The following is a 15,034-nucleotide window of genomic DNA, read 5'->3' as shown; positions in this document are numbered from 1 at the left end:
ATCATGACACTCAAACGGTTTGCCTGCGTGCTGGCGCTGCTGGGCGGCGCGTTCTCGATGTTCGCTGCGGCGCAGCCCGTCGTGCGCGAAGCGAACGCGGCTAACGCCGCGTCGAAGGCCGCTTCCGCCGATGCGCGTCGACGCTCGCAGGACATGCCGTTTGCATTTCGCGGCATTGCGCTCGGCATCACGCTCGACGAGTTCCGCGCGGGTTCGACCGTGCGCGCTACGCCGATTGGCAGCGTGCCCGTCTGCGAGACGGACGTGCAGGCAGGCTCGCTCGGCATGCGGCTGAAATCGCGCGAGAGTCTGACGGTGGCCTGCCGCTGGGCGCATCGCGCGGACGATGGCTGGGCGGTGTCGCAAGCCGTCGTCGACGGCGCGCCGGCACTGGAGCATGTGCTGCGCTTTGCGCGTGTCGACGGCCAGAGCGCGCTGCGTCTGTACGAGATTTCCTTCGTGATCGACGAGATCACCGCCGAAGACTTGCGCGAGGCGCTCGCGGACCGTTATGGCACGCCGCGTCTGGTGACGCAAAGCGTGTCGTCATCGGGCGCGCTGCCGGTCTACGTGTGGGAAAACGCGGTGAGTTCGATCACGTTGTGCTTTCTGCCGGGCACCCGCAACGGCACGCTCACCTATCTGCTGAAAGGCTCGGACGCATGGGTGAAATCGGTCGTGCGGCAATGGCAGGCGAGCGGTGCCGAGGCGGGGTGATGTGCCGCGTCATCCGTCGCGCTGTTTGCGGGCCCATGCGTGGCTCAGATTGCGTCGTTGAACTCAGCGTCGGCACCAGGCACGACCGCAAAGTCCGTTTTTTATCCGGCCGATCCGGCCAGGGAGCATGCATGACTGCGCTACGTCTCACTGTCGCGCTAGGCGCGGCGGCCTGCCTCGCGGCTTGCGGGAGCGGCCAACAGCCGTCGATCGTCGAAACGCCGATGTCGCCGCCGCTCGCGTCGGCGCCGCTGAACGTCAACACGCAGGGCGCGATCTATCAGGCCGGCGCGCCCTTGCTGCTCTACGAAACGCCGCGTGCGCAGCATATCGGCGACGTGCTGACGATCCGCCTGTCGGAATCGTACAGCGGCAACAATAGCGCGACCGCCGCCGCGAGCCGTTCGAGCAGCATCACCGCGACCGCCGCCGATCAGTCGACCAACGCAGCCGCGCGGCTCGCGAGGCTGTTCAACATCGGCTCGGCCAGCACCGACTACAAGGGGCAGGGCAGTCTCACCGACGTCAGCGGCATGACCGGCACGTTGGCCGTGACCGTGATAGGGACGATGTCGACTGGCAATCTGGTGGTGTCGGGCGAAAAGATGATCGCGATGAGCGGCAACCGCGACCGCTTGCGGCTGTCGGGCATCGTCAATCCGAAGGATATTGAAGCAGGCAACTATGTGGCGTCGAGCAAGGTCGCGAATGCGCGCATCGAGCAGGCCGGCGTGGGGATGGTGTCCGACTCCACCACGATGGGCTGGCTGCAGAGAATGTTTCTGAGCGTGCTGACGTTCTAGCGCCGATGCGGTGCGCGCGCGAGATGCGCGACACGCCGCGCAGGTTTTCTCAAGTCCGAGGCTTGGTGCCGGGCGCTCGCCGGTCAAGCGTCATGCAAGCGGCGCCGCGTCGCGTTCCGCTGCGCCGATTTCACCGTCCGGCACGAACACGTAGCCGCGTCCCCAGACGGTCTGCACATAGCGAGGCTCGGACGGATCCACTTCGATCAGCCGCCGCAAACGCCAGATCGAGACGTCAAGGCTGCGATTGCGATGCACCTCGCTATTGCCGTGCAGTTTCTCCAGCAACTGGGCGCGCGTGAGTACGCTCATCGCGTGCGTGACGAACACCTTGAGCATCGCGAATTCGCTCGACCGCAGCGGAATCCGCTCACCGTCGCGGCGCAATTCGCGCGCCGGAAAATTCACCTCGAAACGACCGAAGCGATAGGGCGCGCGTTGCTCTGGCGCGCTCGGCGCAATCGTGCCGCGACGGCGCAGGACCGTGCGAATCCGCGCGACCAGCTCGCTCGGTTCGAATGGTTTGCCGAGATAGTCGTCGGCGCCGAGTTCGAGGCCGATCACGCGGTCGATCGGATCGGCGCGCGCGGTCAGCAGAATCACGGGAATATCGTCGCCGGCGACGCGCAATGCGCGCAACGCGCTAATGCCGTCGAGCTCCGGCATCATGATGTCGAGCACGATCAGCGCGGGACGCTCGTCCTGCAAGCTGCGCTGCAGCGCCATGCCGTGTTCGAGCGTGGACACCTTGAAGCCACGCCCCACCAGATATTCGCTGACGAGCTCACGTACGACGGGGTCGTCGTCGACGACCAGAATGGATTGGTTCATCCAGGTCATCTTAGTGATCCACGCGAGCGGCGCAAAGCGCGAAACACTTTCGAATCCTTTCTCGTGTAAGAGAAAGCAAGCAGGCCGTGCGCCTAGTTTGCCAGCGACGTCTGGATGGTCTGCATCGGCTGCCGGGCCAGATCGGTCTGATCGACCACCATCTTGTCGATCAGACCATTGAGCTTGGTCGAGGCGGTAGAGAAGCGGTCGGCGTTGAGGCCGCCGGTCTGGTAACGCGCGGTGACGAGAATGCGCCCGTGCTGGATCAGCGTCAGATCGATGATCGACAGATACTGGATCGTTTCGTCGCTGAACGAACGGCGGCCGTAATCGATCGCGGCGTTGTAGACGAGACGCGCCTCGCACCCGGCGGGCGAAGTGCCCGGATTGTAGACGTCCGAACGAATGCCGTGCCGGTCGAGCGCAAGCTGCAGCGCCGGCACGAAATCACCGACCGTCACCGTCTGATTCACTTCAATGCAGACGTTGTGCACGTCCGCCGGCCGGCCATTGACGAAGGTCGGCGATGAGTAATTCGCCGCGATCGCGTAGCCCGCCTGAATCACGGAGCCGGTGGCGTCGGCCGCCGAGATCAGCGTCCACGCGCAGCCGTTCAGGCCGAAGGCGAGGGTGGCCGAGGCGGCGAGCCACGTACAAGGCCGCCGCAACATGACCCACGCGGCCATTGGGGCCCGCGTGAAAGCGTAAGCGCGCAAGCTTGGCAGAGAGGTCATGATGCGGTGCCTGGTGGCGGTGAGGAAGTGCGGCGAATGACAACGGGTTGCAGCAGATTTCAGCGGCGCGTGGTGACAAAAACGACGCACGCTTAGCGCGTGATGCGCAGGCGCAGTTCGTTTTGCCCTTGCACGCTGGCCGTCACGTTCACGCGCCGGTCTTCCGTGGTCACGATGAAATGCTGGCGCGTCGGCGTGTTGACGTCGTGCACGACGTTCGGAAAGCAGGCGGCGATATCGGCGCCGAATTCTTCGAGCGGATCGTTGACGACACCGTCGGCTTGCCAGTGCGCGCGCCAGTGGCAATCGTAGGCGTGATTGTTGGCGCGGCAGTCGTCCACGGCCGATACACCCGGAAGTTGCGCGGCAGGCTGCGCGTGCAGCTGCTTGAAGTCGGGTGCGTCGACGATGTGTTTGAGCGCGGGGCAAACATCCGCCGGCTCATTGGGCTGGGTGGCTTGCGCAGCGTACGCGGCGCTCGTGAGCAGCAGGGCTGCGCCAAAAGCAAGCGCTGCGCGCTGGGTCAAAGGATAGAAGCGGCGATCGAATGACATGTGCGGAGAGTCCAGTAGCAGTGAGGGGCGGGGCGGGCGGCGCGTGGTACGGCCCGCACGACTATCGTCGCTGCTACAGGGGATTTTCAAAGCGCGGAACAGCTTGCCCGCTTCGCAAATGCTTTCGAACTGTTCTCGCGTGTTTCCGGATGTTGCGGCGTGCTGCCTAACCGAGCGTGAGGCCGCCGTCGATATGAATCACCTGGCCGGTGATGTGACGCGCTTCGTCGGAAAGCAGGAACGCGATCAGCGCGGCGATATCCGCGGGCTCGGCGACGTGACCGAGCGGCGTCGCTTCGGCGGCACGGGTCCACACCGATGCATTATCGGCACTTGGGCCGCGATCTTTACGGGTATAGCCGGGCGCTACGCAATTGACCGTCACGCCATGCGGCGCAAGTTCGGCGGCTGCGGTTTTAGCCAGCGACTCGATCGCCGCTTTCGCTGCAGCCGTTGCGGCGAACGGCGCATCCACGCGATAGCGATGCGCGACGAACGAACTGAGCGCGACCACGCGACCCCGCTTCGAGGTTTCCAGGGCGGGCGTCGCACGCTTGACGAGCGCGGCGAACGCGGCCGGCATGGCGGCGAAGGCGGCGCTGAACACGTCCGCGTCGAGTGCGTTGAGCGTTTGCCGTTGCGCGTGGCCGGCGTTCGCTACCAGTTGATCAAGCGCGCCGAAGCTCGCGAGCGTTTGATGAATCACGTGTTCGGCGCCGCCGCGTTCGGCGAGATCGCCGAACACCGTCGCGCAGCGCGCGCCGTTCGCGCTGCAATCGGCGGCGACTTGTGCAAGACGCTGGCGCGCTTCGTCGTCGGCGCCGCGTGCGTGCAGCATCAACGCGGTTCGCGGCGCGGCGATGCACCGGGCCAATGCCGCGCCGATGCCGGCGCCCGCGCCGGTGATCAGAACGACCCGATCGAGTTCGGCGCCACTCATGCCCGTCATGCTGCTCGCGTCACCGGTCTTGCTCATGTCGCTCACGTTGCTCATGCTATTCAGGCAGCAATCGGTTCGCCCGAGCGCTCGACGTCGAGCGTTTCGCCATGGAACGCCGCCAGTGATTCGCGATGCGCGACGCTGACGATCGCCGCCTGCGGCAGCCGCTCGGTGAACAGGTGATAGAGGCGTGCTTCGTTTTCCGAATCGAGCGCGCTGGTTGCTTCGTCGAGGAACAGGTAGTCCGGTTTGTGCAGCAGCACGCGCGCGCCGGCGAGGCGCTGTTGTTCACCCGGCGAGAGAATGCGCGTCCAGTGCCCCGATTCCTGCAGGCGGTCGGCGTATTCCGACAGGTGGCAGGTGATGAGCGCTTCGCGGCATTCGTCGTCGGTGTAGGTGTCTGCGGAGGACGGATAGGTGAGCGCGGCTTTCAGCGTGCCGATCGGCATGTAGCTGACTTGTGGGACGAACATCATCCGCGCGTTGACCGGTGCGTCGATCGAGCCGTCGCCGAACGGCCACAAGCCGGCGAGCGCACGCATCAGCGTGCTCTTGCCGGAGCCGGACGGACCCCGCACCAGCCAGCGTGAGCCCGGCTTGATCGAGACATCGCGGATGCGCGACAACGGGTTGCCGTTCGGCAATGCAAGCTGAAGGCCTTCGGTTGTGAGCTTGTCTTCGTCGACGAAATGCAGATTGATGCCGCCATGCGCGGTAGCAGGCGACACCGATTCCTTCAGACGTGGCGCACGCACGATGCGCTTGAATTCACGCAACCGGTTCACCGTAGCGCGCCATTCAACGAGGCTGCCGTAACTATTGATGAACCACGAAAACGAATCGCTGACGGTGCCGAACGCGCTCGAAATCTGCATCAGCACGCCGAAAGTGAACGCCCCAGCAAAGTAGCGGGGTGCGGCGACCACCAGCGGAAAGATGATTGCAATCTGGCCGTAGAAGGCTGTCACGAAGGTTAGCCGCTTCGTGTACTTCATCACCTGCCACCAGTTGTCGCGAATGCGGCCGAACAGGGAGTGCGTGTTCTTCTTCTCAGTCTCCATACCGTTATAGAAGGCGATCTGCTCGGCGTTTTCACGCAGGCGGATCAGGCCGAAACGGAAATCCGCCTCGACTTTTTGTGCCTGGTAATTGATCGATACGAGCGGATGGCCAACCTTCTGGATAATCACTGAGCCGACTACCGCGTAAAGCGCCGCGGCCCACACCATATAACCCGGAATCTGTATCGGCATGCCGCCGAGCGAAACGGTCAGCGCACCGGCCAGCGACCACAGGATCGTCATGAACGAGACCAGCGTGACGACCGTTGACAGCAGATCGAGGGTCAGCGAGAGCGTGCTGGTGGCGAGCGATTGCAGGTCGTCGCTGATCCGCTGGTCGGGGTTGTCGGCGAGCCGGTCGCGTTCGATCCGGTAGAAGGCGCTGTCGTGCAGCCATTCGTTGAGATAACGCGTGGTCAGCCACTGGCGCCAGCGGAAGCCGAGCATCTGGCGCAGATAGCGGCCGTACACGGCAAGGATGATGAAGCCGAACGCAAGCCCCGAGAACACCATCAGCAGGTGCGGGAAATCATGCACGTTCTTGGTTTGCAGCGCGTTGTAGAAGTCTGCGCTCCAGCGGTTCAGGCGCACGTTGATCCACACGATGAGCAGATTCATCACGATGATCGCGATGAGCAGCCCCCACGCCGTTTTTCGTTCTTCGGAAACCCAGTAGGGTTTGATCAGGCTCCATGCGGAGACTTTTTCGTCCGGCGGCAGCGCGGGGCTGGAAGCGGTATTCGGTGTCATGAGCATCCTGGTGAAGTGCTGGCCCGTGTCGGGCGGGCCCCAGTCGGGCCGGCCCACGGCGGGTTTGCGGTGCGTGCCCCGGGCGTCGTGCTCGACGAACGCACGTCCGGGTGAGCGTCCGATTCTGGCGCGAAGCCCTTAAGTGAAAATTAATTTCCGCTCAGAGGTCTTGCCTCGATGCCGCTGGCGAGCGGGCGGCGACGCATGTCACCCGCGCGCCAGCGGCATCCGGTCCTGGCATTGTGCCAGAGCGCTGCATTCGGCCGTATTGATGAATCGAAAGATAGTGACGGATCAACGGCGTGTGACGGCAGAGGCCGTTGGTTTGCGGGTGCCGCGCCTTTTATGGTCTAATGACCTTCGACGAAACAGGGGTGCTTTGCCCACAGGCAGCGTGATTTTCACGCAGCGGCGGCGAGGCTGAGAGAGACCCTTTGCACCCGATCCGGGTAATACCGGCGCGGGAAGTTTCCGGAAGCAGCCAGTCTTCCATTCCCCGCCGGGCGGCGTCCGTCATTGGACGTGCTTATTGCCCGGCCGGCCTCACCCGCCGGTTTCGTCCTGGGTACGCGCGTTTTTTTGCCGTACGGAAAGGACTCGATGACCGCCTATTCTTCAGACATGTGTTTTGCTCTTCACCGCGCTTTCGCCGGTTGTGTCGGCGCGCCGTGCTGTTTTAGTGTTGCTTGCCGCTGTGACCCGGAGTGCGCGCGATGAATCGTTCTGCTCAACCCGATTTCGCCGTGCTCGGCGGTGGGCTGTGCGGGCGTCTGGTCGCATGGCGTCTCGCCGGTGAAGGGTATCGCGTGGCGCTCTATGAGCGCGGCGATGCCGCGGGTACGCAAGCCGCGGCCTGGGTCGCCGCCGCCATGCTGGCGCCGCTGGCCGAAGCTGCCAGTGCTGAACTGCTGATCACCCGTCTAGGCGCAAGTTCGCTCGACATCTGGCCGCGCGTGCTAGCCGAATTGCCCGAACCAGTGTTCTTCCAGCGCAATGGCACGCTGGTCGTATGGCATCACGCCGACCGCACCGAAGCGCCACTGTTCGAACGCCGGGTGCGCTCGAATGCGCCTGCCGAATTGCTCGACGGTGGCTTCGTGACGCTGGCGGGGGCTCAGGTCGGCGCTGCCGAGCCCGCATTGGCGGGCCGCTTCAATCAGGGCTGGCTGCTGCCGCGCGAAGGCCAACTGGATAATCGTCAGGTGTTGACCGCGCTCGCCGCTGGTCTCGCCCAGCGCGGTGTCGAAACGCACTGGAACACGCCGGTCGACGATCATGCGCTGCCGTCCGCACGCATCACGATCGACTGCCGGGGTTTGGGCGCGAAGCCGGTGCTGCCTACGTTGCGGGGCATCCGCGGTGAAGTCGCACGCGTGCATGCGCCCGGCATCAAGCTGACGCGGCCAGTGCGCCTGCTGCATCCGCGCTACCCGCTGTATATCGCGCCGAAGCAGGACGATCTCTACGTGATCGGCGCGACCGAAGTGGAAGGCGAGGACATGTCGCCGGTCAGCGTGCGCTCGGCGCTCGAGTTGCTGAGCGCGGCGTTTTCCGTGCATCCCGGCTTCGGCGAGGCACGCATCCTCGAACTGAATTCGCAGTGCCGCCCGACTTTGCCGGACCACCGTCCGGCCTTGCTGTGGGATGGCGCGCAGACATTGCGCGTGAACGGCCTGTACCGGCACGGCTACATGATCGTGCCCGAAGTCGCCGACGAAGCCGTGCGCTTCGCCGCGGCGCTGCTCGACGGACGCATCGGCGACGCCGATGCTTTCGCCGACTGGCAAAGTGCCGCGCGCTGGAGCGAGCTGTTTCAACTGGACTCCACGCGGGAGCCGGCATGAGCGTTGCGCGCCTGCTGGCGAAACAACCGCGGGCAAAACAGGCGCGCGCCGCTGCCCCAATCGATTGAACCGTATTCGAACACCATGGACATTCATATCAATCAGAAGCCGTTGTCGTTGCCCGAAGGCGCGACTGTCGCCGATGCGCTCGCCGCGTTCGGCGCGCGTCCGCCGTTCGCGGTCGCGCTGAACGGCGATTTTGTCGCACGCACCCAGCATGCGGCGCGCGCGCTGCAGCCGGGCGACAAGCTCGATGTCGTGCAACCCGTGGCCGGCGGTTAAGCCCCGCGCCATGCATTGCCGGAGACCAGGATTATGCAAATGACTGCCCCCCAAACCGCCGACGCGCTCACGCTCTACGGCGAGACCTTCGCAAGCCGCGTGCTGCTCGGCACCTCGCGCTATCCGTCGCTGCAATCGCTGTCCGATTCGATCGACGCCGCGCGGCCCGGCATGGTGACCGTCGCGCTGCGCAGGCAGATGAACGAAGGCAGCGCCGAAGCCGGTTTCTTCGACCTGCTCAAGCGCCACGGTGTGCCGCTGTTGCCCAATACCGCCGGTTGCCTGACCGTCGGCGAGGCCGTGACGACCGCGCACATGGCGCGTGAAATCTTCGAAACCGAGTGGATCAAGCTCGAACTGATCGGCGACGACTACACGCTGCAGCCCGACCCGGTCGGTTTGATCGAAGCGGCCGCGCAGCTGATCAAGGACGGCTTCAAGGTGCTGCCGTATTGCACCGAAGATCTGGTGATCGGCCGTCGCCTGCTCGATGCGGGCTGCGAGGCGCTGATGCCGTGGGGCGCGCCGATCGGCACCGGCAAGGGCGTGATCAACCCGTACGGCCTGCGGGTCTTGCGCGAGCGCTTGCCCGACGTGCCGCTGATCGTCGACGCTGGCCTCGGCGTGCCGTCGCATGCGGCGCAGGTCATGGAGTGGGGCTTCGATGGCGTGCTGCTGAACACCGCCGTTTCGCAGGCGACGCACCCTGACGCGATGGCGCGCGCCTTCGCGCTGGGCGTCGAAGCGGGCCGCCAGGCTTTTCTGGCGGGGCCGATGGCCGAGCGCGAAAGCGCGCACGCGAGCACGCCGGTGATCGGCATGCCGTTCTGGCATCAAGACGGGAGCGCCGCATGACGCAAACTTTGCCTTTGACCGGTCGCGACCTCTTCTGGCCGCCCGCTGACGAACTCACCGAAGCCGCCGAGCGGATCCGCGCCCGCCTGGGCGAGTGGCCGCCGACGCATGCGCCGTGGCGCATCTGCCTGACCGCGCCGGACGAGCCGAACGGCGGGGACCTGATCGTCGTCGCCGACGCGCAGCAGCATGGCGAGCAGGTCGCGCGCTGGCAGGTGCAGGGCGCAGGCGTGATCGTCGCCGCCGAGAACGCGGCGACGCTGCATCTGGGCGGCGAGAAATACAATCTGGAAGGTCATCTGGCCGAAGACTGGATTCCAGCGCTGGCGGCGTTCCTGGACTGCGGCTTCGATCCGCACGACGCGCTGGTTTTGGCGCTGGCGTGGCGCGACGGCGACGAAACCAAAGCGGACGACGCATTTCCGGCCGATATCGCGCACTTCCCACGCCTCGCCGGCCTGCCGGTCGCACCGGCGCAAGCGTTCGCGCGTTGCCCAGACCGGCTCGGTCTGTACCCGGTGCTGCCGACCGCGGAGTGGGTCGAACGGGTGGTGAGTTTGGGCGTGAAAACGGTCCAGTTGCGCCGCAAATCGGCCGAACCCGCCGACGAACTGAAGCGCGAAATCACCCGCTGTGTCGCCGCGGGCCGTGAGCACGATGCCCAGGTTTTCATCAACGATCACTGGCAAGCCGCGCTGGAAGCGGGCGCCTACGGCGTCCACCTCGGTCAGGAAGACGTGCATACCGCCGATCTGCCGGCAATTGCCGCCGCCGGCATCCGCCTCGGTCTGTCAACGCACGGTTTCTACGAGATTCTGAAGGCACTGCATTTCCGGCCAAGCTACATTGCATTGGGCGCGGTGTTCCCGACCACCACCAAGGTCATGCCGACCGCGCCGCAAGGCCTCAAGCGTCTGGCGCGGTATGTGCGCCTGCTCGACGGCGTCGTGCCGCTGGTGGCGATCGGGGGGATCGATCTGCGGGTGCTGCCGGACGTGCTGGCGACGGGTGTGGGTTGCGCGGCCGTGGTGCGCGCCGTGACCGAGGCCGCCGACCCGGCTGCTGCGGTTTCTGCGCTGCAACATACGTTTACGCAATAATCGTCAAGTTCAGTAAAGGGACAGGGCACCTCACGGCAGCATTTCCATGATGGCCCTATAATTCGGCCTTCCGTGTAAAAGGACTGTCAGTTTCGTGTCTTCTTCCCCCGAGACCTTACTCGAGCTGCGCGACGTCGACTTCGGTTATGGCGACCGGCTCGTCCTGTCGAACCTGAATCTGCGCTTCAAGCGCGGCCAGGTCGTCGCGGTTATGGGCGGCTCGGGTTGCGGCAAAACCACGGTGCTGCGCCTGATCGGTGGTCTGGTGCTCGCGCAGCGCGGCCAGATCCTGTTTCATGGCCAGGACATCGGCGCGCAAACGCGCGACGGCCTTTACGCGCTGCGCCGCAAGATGGGCATGCTGTTCCAGTTCGGCGCGCTGTTCACCGATATGTCGGTGTTCGAAAACGTCGCTTTTGCGCTGCGCGAGCACACCGACCTCCCGGAAGAACTGATCCGCGACCTCGTGTTGATGAAGCTCAACGCGGTCGGGTTGCGCGGCGCGCGCGATTTGGCGCCGTCGGAGATTTCGGGCGGTATGGCGCGGCGTGTGGCGCTCGCCAGGGCGATTGCGCTTGACCCCGAGCTGATGATGTACGACGAGCCGTTCGCCGGCCTCGATCCGATCTCGCTCGGCATCACCGCGAACCTGATTCGCGCTCTGAATCAGGCACTTGGCGCAACGTCGATCCTGGTCACGCACGATGTCCCGGAATCGTTCGCGATTGCCGATTACGTCTATTTCCTCGCCAATGGCGGGGTGCATGCCGAAGGCACGCCGGCGGAGCTGCGCGCGTCGACCGATCCGACGGTGCGCCAGTTCATCGACGGCGCGCCGGACGGCCCGTTCAAATTCCACTATCCCAGCAAGACGCCGCTCGCGGCGGACTTCGGCATCGGCGGAGGTCAGTCATGATCAGTTCGATCGGCCGCTCAGTGCTCGACGGACTGGGCACGGCCGGCTACGCGACGCGGTTCTTCTTCCGGCTGCTGCTCGAGTTTTTCCCGCTGTTGCGCCGGCCGCGCCTTGTCACGAAGCAGATCCACTTCGTGGGTAATTATTCGCTGGTGATCATCGCTGTGTCGGGGCTGTTCGTCGGCTTCGTGCTCGGCCTGCAGGGCTATTACACGTTGAACCGTTACGGTTCCGAACAGGCGTTGGGTCTCCTGGTCGCGCTTTCGCTGGTGCGTGAACTCGGGCCTGTGGTCACGGCGCTCCTGTTTGCGGGCCGCGCCGGCACGTCGCTCACGGCCGAAATCGGTTTGATGAAGGCGGGTGAGCAATTGACCGCGATGGAAATGATGGCGGTGGACCCGGTCAAGGTCGTCGTCGCGCCGCGCCTGTGGGCGGGCATTATTTCCATGCCGATTCTGGCCGCGATTTTCAGCGCGGTCGGCGTATTCGGCGGTTATGTGGTGGGTGTGCTGCTGATCGGCGTCGACGCCGGCGCATTCTGGTCGCAGATGCAAGGCGGCGTCGATGTCTGGCGCGACGTGGGCGCCGGGGTCATCAAGAGCGTGGTGTTCGGCCTCGCGGTGACCTTTGTAGCGCTGTTTCAGGGCTACGAAGCCAAGCCGACGCCGGAAGGCGTGTCACGCGCCACGACCAAGACGGTCGTGTACGCGTCGCTTGCGGTGCTCGGCCTCGATTTTCTGCTGACCGCACTGATGTTCAGCTAAAACTGCGCTGCACGTTTCGGCTCGGCGGGCGCGCCTCGGTTTGCGCGCGACGGGAGCGGGAGCAGCGTGGCGGATTCACTTTGGGATGACGATGAAAAAGACTGCTCTCGACTTCTGGGTCGGCCTGTTCGTGGTGTTGGGTTTCGTGGCGTTGCTGTTTCTTGCGCTGAAGGCCGGCAATATGAGCTCGTTGTCGTTTCAGGCAACGTACCCGGTCAAGCTCAAGTTCGACAATATCGGCGGACTGAAGGCGCGCGCACCGGTGAAGAGCGCGGGCGTGACGGTCGGCCGGGTTGCCTCGATCGGCTTTGACAGCAATGCGTATCAGGCTGTCGTCACGATCGATATCGACAAGCAATACCCGTTTCCGAAAGACACCTCGGCGAAGATCCTGACCTCGGGTCTGCTCGGCGAGCAATACATCGGGCTCGAGCCCGGCGGTGACAGCGAGATGCTTAAAGCGGGTGACACAATCTCGATGACACAATCGGCGATCGTGCTGGAAAACCTGATCGGACAATTCCTGTATAGCAAGGCCGCGGATTCGGGCGCATCCAAGCCGGGCGCGAGTTCGGCTGCACCTGCGGCTGCCCCCGCCACGGCGCCCGCGGCGCCGACTCTGCCCGCCTCTGGCGCGGCCGGTCAATAAGGAGAATAAAAATGCAGACCCTACGCAAACGAGGCGTGCGCACCGTCCAGATAGCGACGTTCGCGCTCGCGGCCGCTACGCTCGTCGGCTGCTCGACCGTGCAGACGCCGACCAAGGGCGATCCGCTCGAGGGCTTGAACCGCACCATCTTCACCGTCAACGACAAGCTCGACCAGTACGCGCTGAAGCCGGTCGCGAAGGGCTACGTCTTCATCACGCCGCAACCGGTGCGCGACAGCGTCACTAACTTTTTCTCGAATATCGGCGACGTCTACATCGCGGCGAACAATCTGCTGCAGTTGAAGATCACCGATGGCGTCGAAGACATCATGCGGATCGTGATCAACACGGTGTTCGGCGTCGGCGGTCTGTTCGACGTGGCGACGCTCGCCAAGCTGCCCAAACACGACAACGACCTCGGCCTGACGCTCGGCCACTACGGCGTGCCGGCGGGTCCGTACCTCGTGCTGCCGCTGTTCGGGCCGAGCACGGTGCGCGACGCGGTCGGCTCGATCGGCAATTACTATGTGAATCCGCTCAGCTACATTCATCCGGATGGTCTGAGTTGGGCGCTGTACGGCCTGAACGTGGTCAACACGCGCGCGAATCTGCTGAACGCGGGCGACGTGCTGGAAGGCGCCGCGCTGGATAAGTATTCGTTCGTGCGTAGTGCGTATCTGCAACGCCGCGAGTATTTGCTGTCGGACGGTAAGCAGTCGCAGTCGCTGCCGAACTACGGCGATGAAGCACCGCTGCCGAAGTACGACGACGTCGATAGCGGCGCTGCTGCTGCGCCTGCAGGCACGCAGGGTGCTGCCGCGAAAGGATCGGCTGCGTCCGGTGCGGCCGCCGCAACGCCGCCGCAAGCTGCTTCGGCGGCTGGCGCAACCACGGGCGCAACCGGCACGGCGGCTGCACCTGAAGCCGCCTCGGGCAGCTCCGAAACGCCGCCGCTCGACCTGAACGGCGGTCCGGAAACGACGCAGATTCCGGCCGGCCAACTGGTTCCGCCGACGCGTTTCAGCTTCCCGTCATTCAAATTGCGTTGATCGTGCTGCCGTAACACCTCGATACGACTCTCGCAGTTTGCGCATGGATTGCTGCTGAACTCGCGTGTTAATGTCGGCTCAAACGGTTGCACTATTTTTAAGGCAAGCAAGGTTCGATATGAAAAAACTATTCCTGATTCCGTTGTTCGCAGCGCTGTTCTCGTTCGCCAGTACCGGTGCATCGGCGCAAACGGTGGACTCCAATTCGCCGGACGGCCTGATCAAGACCGTCACGCAGCAGGTGATCGATGCGGTGCGCAGCGACAAGTCGATCCAGCAAGGTGACATCTCGCATATCACCCAGCTCGTCAACGAAAAGATCCTGCCGTACACGGATTTCCGCCGCACCACGCAACTGGCGATGGGCCGCAACTGGCGCACCGCGACGCCGGAGCAGCAAAACGCCGTGGTCGAGCAGTTCAAGATGCTGTTGATCCGCACGTATTCGGGCGCGTTGGCACAAGTGCGCGACCAGCAGATCCAGTACAAGCCGTTCCGTATGAACCCGGACGACACCGACACGGTGGTGCGCTCGGTGGTGATGAACAACGGCTCGCCGATCGAACTCGATTACCGTCTGTACAAGACGCCGAACGGCTGGCGCGTGTATGACATCAACGTGCTTGGCGCGTGGCTGATCCAGGCGTATCAGCAACAGTTCAACGAGCAGATCCAGCAGAAGGGCGTGGACGGACTGATCCAGTTCCTCACGCAGCGTAACCAGCAACTCGCCTCGGGCAAGCAGTCGTGAGCGAAGTGCTGAACGCCGTCGCAAGCCGCTTCGAAAGCGGCGCGACGCTGACCCACGAGAGCGCGAAAGCCGCGTTCGAGGCGGGTTTGCAGCGCATCGCTGCGGGCGCGACCGGCGTGGATTGCGCGCCGCTCGCGCAATTCGACTCGTCCGCGCTGGCCGTCCTGCTCGCGTGGGAGCGTGCCGCCGAGGCGCGCGGCACCGCGTTCGAGATCGTCAACCTGCCGGCTGGTCTCGCCAGCCTCGCACAAGCCTACGGCGTGGACACCCTTCTTTCCGCGCGACATTGACGCTCCCCTAGCGTCACTTCCAATCGTCCCGGCCGAGCCGGGGCCGCCGATTTTTGCCCTATAATCAAACGTTTTTCGGGGCATATAACCGGCCCCAATTTCGTCCCTTCCAGCACTTTTGCGCCCCCTCGGGGCTCCTTTAGG

At 64.4% G+C, this 15,034-nt stretch carries 17 protein-coding genes and 1 riboswitch; of the genes, 12 read left to right on the top strand and 5 right to left on the bottom strand.

The window, feature by feature from the left end; all coding sequences use genetic code 11:
- Positions 1-3 precede the first annotated feature (3 nt).
- Positions 4-717 carry a hypothetical protein gene (locus PQQ86_RS17895; RefSeq protein ID WP_408269235.1) on the top strand — a complete coding sequence of 238 codons (714 nt, stop codon included), beginning with the start codon at positions 4-6 and terminating at the stop codon, positions 715-717.
- A 131-nt stretch (positions 718-848) separates the two neighbouring features.
- Positions 849-1,520 (top strand): flagellar basal body L-ring protein FlgH, encoded by a 672-nt coding sequence (locus PQQ86_RS17890; protein WP_097390556.1) that lies wholly within the window; start codon positions 849-851, stop codon positions 1,518-1,520.
- A gap of 90 nt (positions 1,521-1,610) precedes the next feature.
- Here PQQ86_RS17890 and PQQ86_RS17885 read toward each other — a convergent pair whose 3' ends face one another.
- From PQQ86_RS17885 to PQQ86_RS17865, 5 genes are all read right to left on the bottom strand, one after another.
- Positions 1,611-2,351 carry a response regulator gene (locus PQQ86_RS17885; protein ID WP_408270341.1) on the bottom strand — a complete coding sequence of 247 codons (741 nt, stop codon included), beginning with the start codon at positions 2,349-2,351 and terminating at the stop codon, positions 1,611-1,613.
- A gap of 92 nt (positions 2,352-2,443) precedes the next feature.
- Positions 2,444-3,085, bottom strand: coding sequence for a hypothetical protein (locus PQQ86_RS17880; RefSeq protein ID WP_408269233.1), 642 nt, complete (start codon positions 3,083-3,085; stop codon positions 2,444-2,446).
- 92 nt (positions 3,086-3,177) lie between these two features.
- Entirely contained in the window at positions 3,178-3,639 is a 462-nt protein-coding gene (locus tag PQQ86_RS17875) for a hypothetical protein (RefSeq protein WP_408269230.1), read from the bottom strand.
- Between the two features lie 166 nt (positions 3,640-3,805).
- Entirely contained in the window at positions 3,806-4,579 is a 774-nt protein-coding gene (locus tag PQQ86_RS17870) for an SDR family NAD(P)-dependent oxidoreductase (RefSeq protein WP_408270338.1), read from the bottom strand.
- Between the two features lie 59 nt (positions 4,580-4,638).
- Positions 4,639-6,390 carry an ABC transporter ATP-binding protein/permease gene (locus tag PQQ86_RS17865; protein WP_408269228.1) on the bottom strand — a complete coding sequence of 584 codons (1,752 nt, stop codon included), beginning with the start codon at positions 6,388-6,390 and terminating at the stop codon, positions 4,639-4,641.
- 360 nt (positions 6,391-6,750) lie between these two features.
- Positions 6,751-6,874: riboswitch (TPP riboswitch) on the top strand.
- 229 nt (positions 6,875-7,103) lie between these two features.
- On the opposite strand from PQQ86_RS17865, the gene PQQ86_RS17860 reads away from it, so the two are divergent.
- From PQQ86_RS17860 to PQQ86_RS17815, 10 genes are all read left to right on the top strand, one after another.
- Positions 7,104-8,234, top strand: coding sequence for an FAD-dependent oxidoreductase (locus tag PQQ86_RS17860; protein WP_408269225.1), 1,131 nt, complete (start codon positions 7,104-7,106; stop codon positions 8,232-8,234).
- Between the two features lie 84 nt (positions 8,235-8,318).
- Positions 8,319-8,516, top strand: a complete 198-nt coding sequence (gene thiS / locus PQQ86_RS17855; protein ID WP_028199627.1) for a sulfur carrier protein ThiS — start codon at positions 8,319-8,321, stop codon at positions 8,514-8,516.
- 39 nt (positions 8,517-8,555) lie between these two features.
- On the top strand, positions 8,556-9,371 hold the full coding sequence (locus PQQ86_RS17850; protein WP_408269221.1) for a thiazole synthase: 816 nt from the start codon (positions 8,556-8,558) through the stop codon (positions 9,369-9,371).
- Positions 9,368-10,471 carry a thiamine phosphate synthase gene (thiE, locus tag PQQ86_RS17845; protein WP_408269218.1) on the top strand — a complete coding sequence of 368 codons (1,104 nt, stop codon included), beginning with the start codon at positions 9,368-9,370 and terminating at the stop codon, positions 10,469-10,471. The genes PQQ86_RS17850 and thiE overlap by 4 nt, the downstream gene beginning before the upstream one ends.
- A gap of 94 nt (positions 10,472-10,565) precedes the next feature.
- Entirely contained in the window at positions 10,566-11,387 is an 822-nt protein-coding gene (locus tag PQQ86_RS17840; protein WP_408269215.1) for an ABC transporter ATP-binding protein, read from the top strand.
- Positions 11,384-12,151 carry a lipid asymmetry maintenance ABC transporter permease subunit MlaE gene (mlaE, locus tag PQQ86_RS17835; protein ID WP_120289236.1) on the top strand — a complete coding sequence of 256 codons (768 nt, stop codon included), beginning with the start codon at positions 11,384-11,386 and terminating at the stop codon, positions 12,149-12,151. The genes PQQ86_RS17840 and mlaE overlap by 4 nt, the downstream gene beginning before the upstream one ends.
- A gap of 91 nt (positions 12,152-12,242) precedes the next feature.
- The gene (mlaD, locus tag PQQ86_RS17830) at positions 12,243-12,800 is read left to right on the top strand and encodes an outer membrane lipid asymmetry maintenance protein MlaD (RefSeq protein WP_097393455.1); all 558 of its coding nucleotides are present in this window, start codon (positions 12,243-12,245) and stop codon (positions 12,798-12,800) included.
- 11 nt (positions 12,801-12,811) lie between these two features.
- Positions 12,812-13,849, top strand: a complete 1,038-nt coding sequence (locus tag PQQ86_RS17825; protein WP_408269210.1) for an MlaA family lipoprotein — start codon at positions 12,812-12,814, stop codon at positions 13,847-13,849.
- Between the two features lie 118 nt (positions 13,850-13,967).
- Entirely contained in the window at positions 13,968-14,600 is a 633-nt protein-coding gene (locus PQQ86_RS17820) for an MlaC/ttg2D family ABC transporter substrate-binding protein (protein WP_408269207.1), read from the top strand.
- On the top strand, positions 14,597-14,890 hold the full coding sequence (locus tag PQQ86_RS17815; protein WP_408269205.1) for an STAS domain-containing protein: 294 nt from the start codon (positions 14,597-14,599) through the stop codon (positions 14,888-14,890). Before PQQ86_RS17820 ends, PQQ86_RS17815 begins: the two co-directional genes overlap by 4 nt.
- The last annotated feature ends 144 nt before the right edge of the window (positions 14,891-15,034 follow it).

The sequence above is a fragment of the Paraburkholderia sediminicola genome, from assembly GCF_046026675.1.
Lineage (GTDB): Bacteria > Pseudomonadota > Gammaproteobacteria > Burkholderiales > Burkholderiaceae > Paraburkholderia > Paraburkholderia sediminicola_F.
The sequence above is the reverse complement of the archived record's forward strand: the minus strand, read 5'-3'. Positions and strand labels throughout refer to the sequence as shown.

What these genes read in the sequence shown, in the direction of transcription:
- PQQ86_RS17895 (WP_408269235.1), top strand. Translation starts at nt 4, where the DNA reads ATGACACTCAAACGGTTTGCCTGCGTGCTGGCGCTGCTGGGCGGCGCG.
- PQQ86_RS17875 (WP_408269230.1), bottom strand. Translation starts at nt 3,639, where the DNA reads ATGTCATTCGATCGCCGCTTCTATCCTTTGACCCAGCGCGCAGCGCTT.
- thiE (WP_408269218.1), top strand. Translation starts at nt 9,368, where the DNA reads ATGACGCAAACTTTGCCTTTGACCGGTCGCGACCTCTTCTGGCCGCCC.
- thiS (WP_028199627.1), top strand. Translation starts at nt 8,319, where the DNA reads ATGGACATTCATATCAATCAGAAGCCGTTGTCGTTGCCCGAAGGCGCG.
- mlaD (WP_097393455.1), top strand. Translation starts at nt 12,243, where the DNA reads ATGAAAAAGACTGCTCTCGACTTCTGGGTCGGCCTGTTCGTGGTGTTG.
- PQQ86_RS17870 (WP_408270338.1), bottom strand. Translation starts at nt 4,579, where the DNA reads ATGAGTGGCGCCGAACTCGATCGGGTCGTTCTGATCACCGGCGCGGGC.
- PQQ86_RS17860 (WP_408269225.1), top strand. Translation starts at nt 7,104, where the DNA reads ATGAATCGTTCTGCTCAACCCGATTTCGCCGTGCTCGGCGGTGGGCTG.
- mlaE (WP_120289236.1), top strand. Translation starts at nt 11,384, where the DNA reads ATGATCAGTTCGATCGGCCGCTCAGTGCTCGACGGACTGGGCACGGCC.
- PQQ86_RS17885 (WP_408270341.1), bottom strand. Translation starts at nt 2,351, where the DNA reads ATGAACCAATCCATTCTGGTCGTCGACGACGACCCCGTCGTACGTGAG.
- PQQ86_RS17825 (WP_408269210.1), top strand. Translation starts at nt 12,812, where the DNA reads ATGCAGACCCTACGCAAACGAGGCGTGCGCACCGTCCAGATAGCGACG.
- PQQ86_RS17820 (WP_408269207.1), top strand. Translation starts at nt 13,968, where the DNA reads ATGAAAAAACTATTCCTGATTCCGTTGTTCGCAGCGCTGTTCTCGTTC.
- PQQ86_RS17850 (WP_408269221.1), top strand. Translation starts at nt 8,556, where the DNA reads ATGACTGCCCCCCAAACCGCCGACGCGCTCACGCTCTACGGCGAGACC.
- PQQ86_RS17865 (WP_408269228.1), bottom strand. Translation starts at nt 6,390, where the DNA reads ATGACACCGAATACCGCTTCCAGCCCCGCGCTGCCGCCGGACGAAAAA.
- PQQ86_RS17880 (WP_408269233.1), bottom strand. Translation starts at nt 3,085, where the DNA reads ATGACCTCTCTGCCAAGCTTGCGCGCTTACGCTTTCACGCGGGCCCCA.
- PQQ86_RS17890 (WP_097390556.1), top strand. Translation starts at nt 849, where the DNA reads ATGACTGCGCTACGTCTCACTGTCGCGCTAGGCGCGGCGGCCTGCCTC.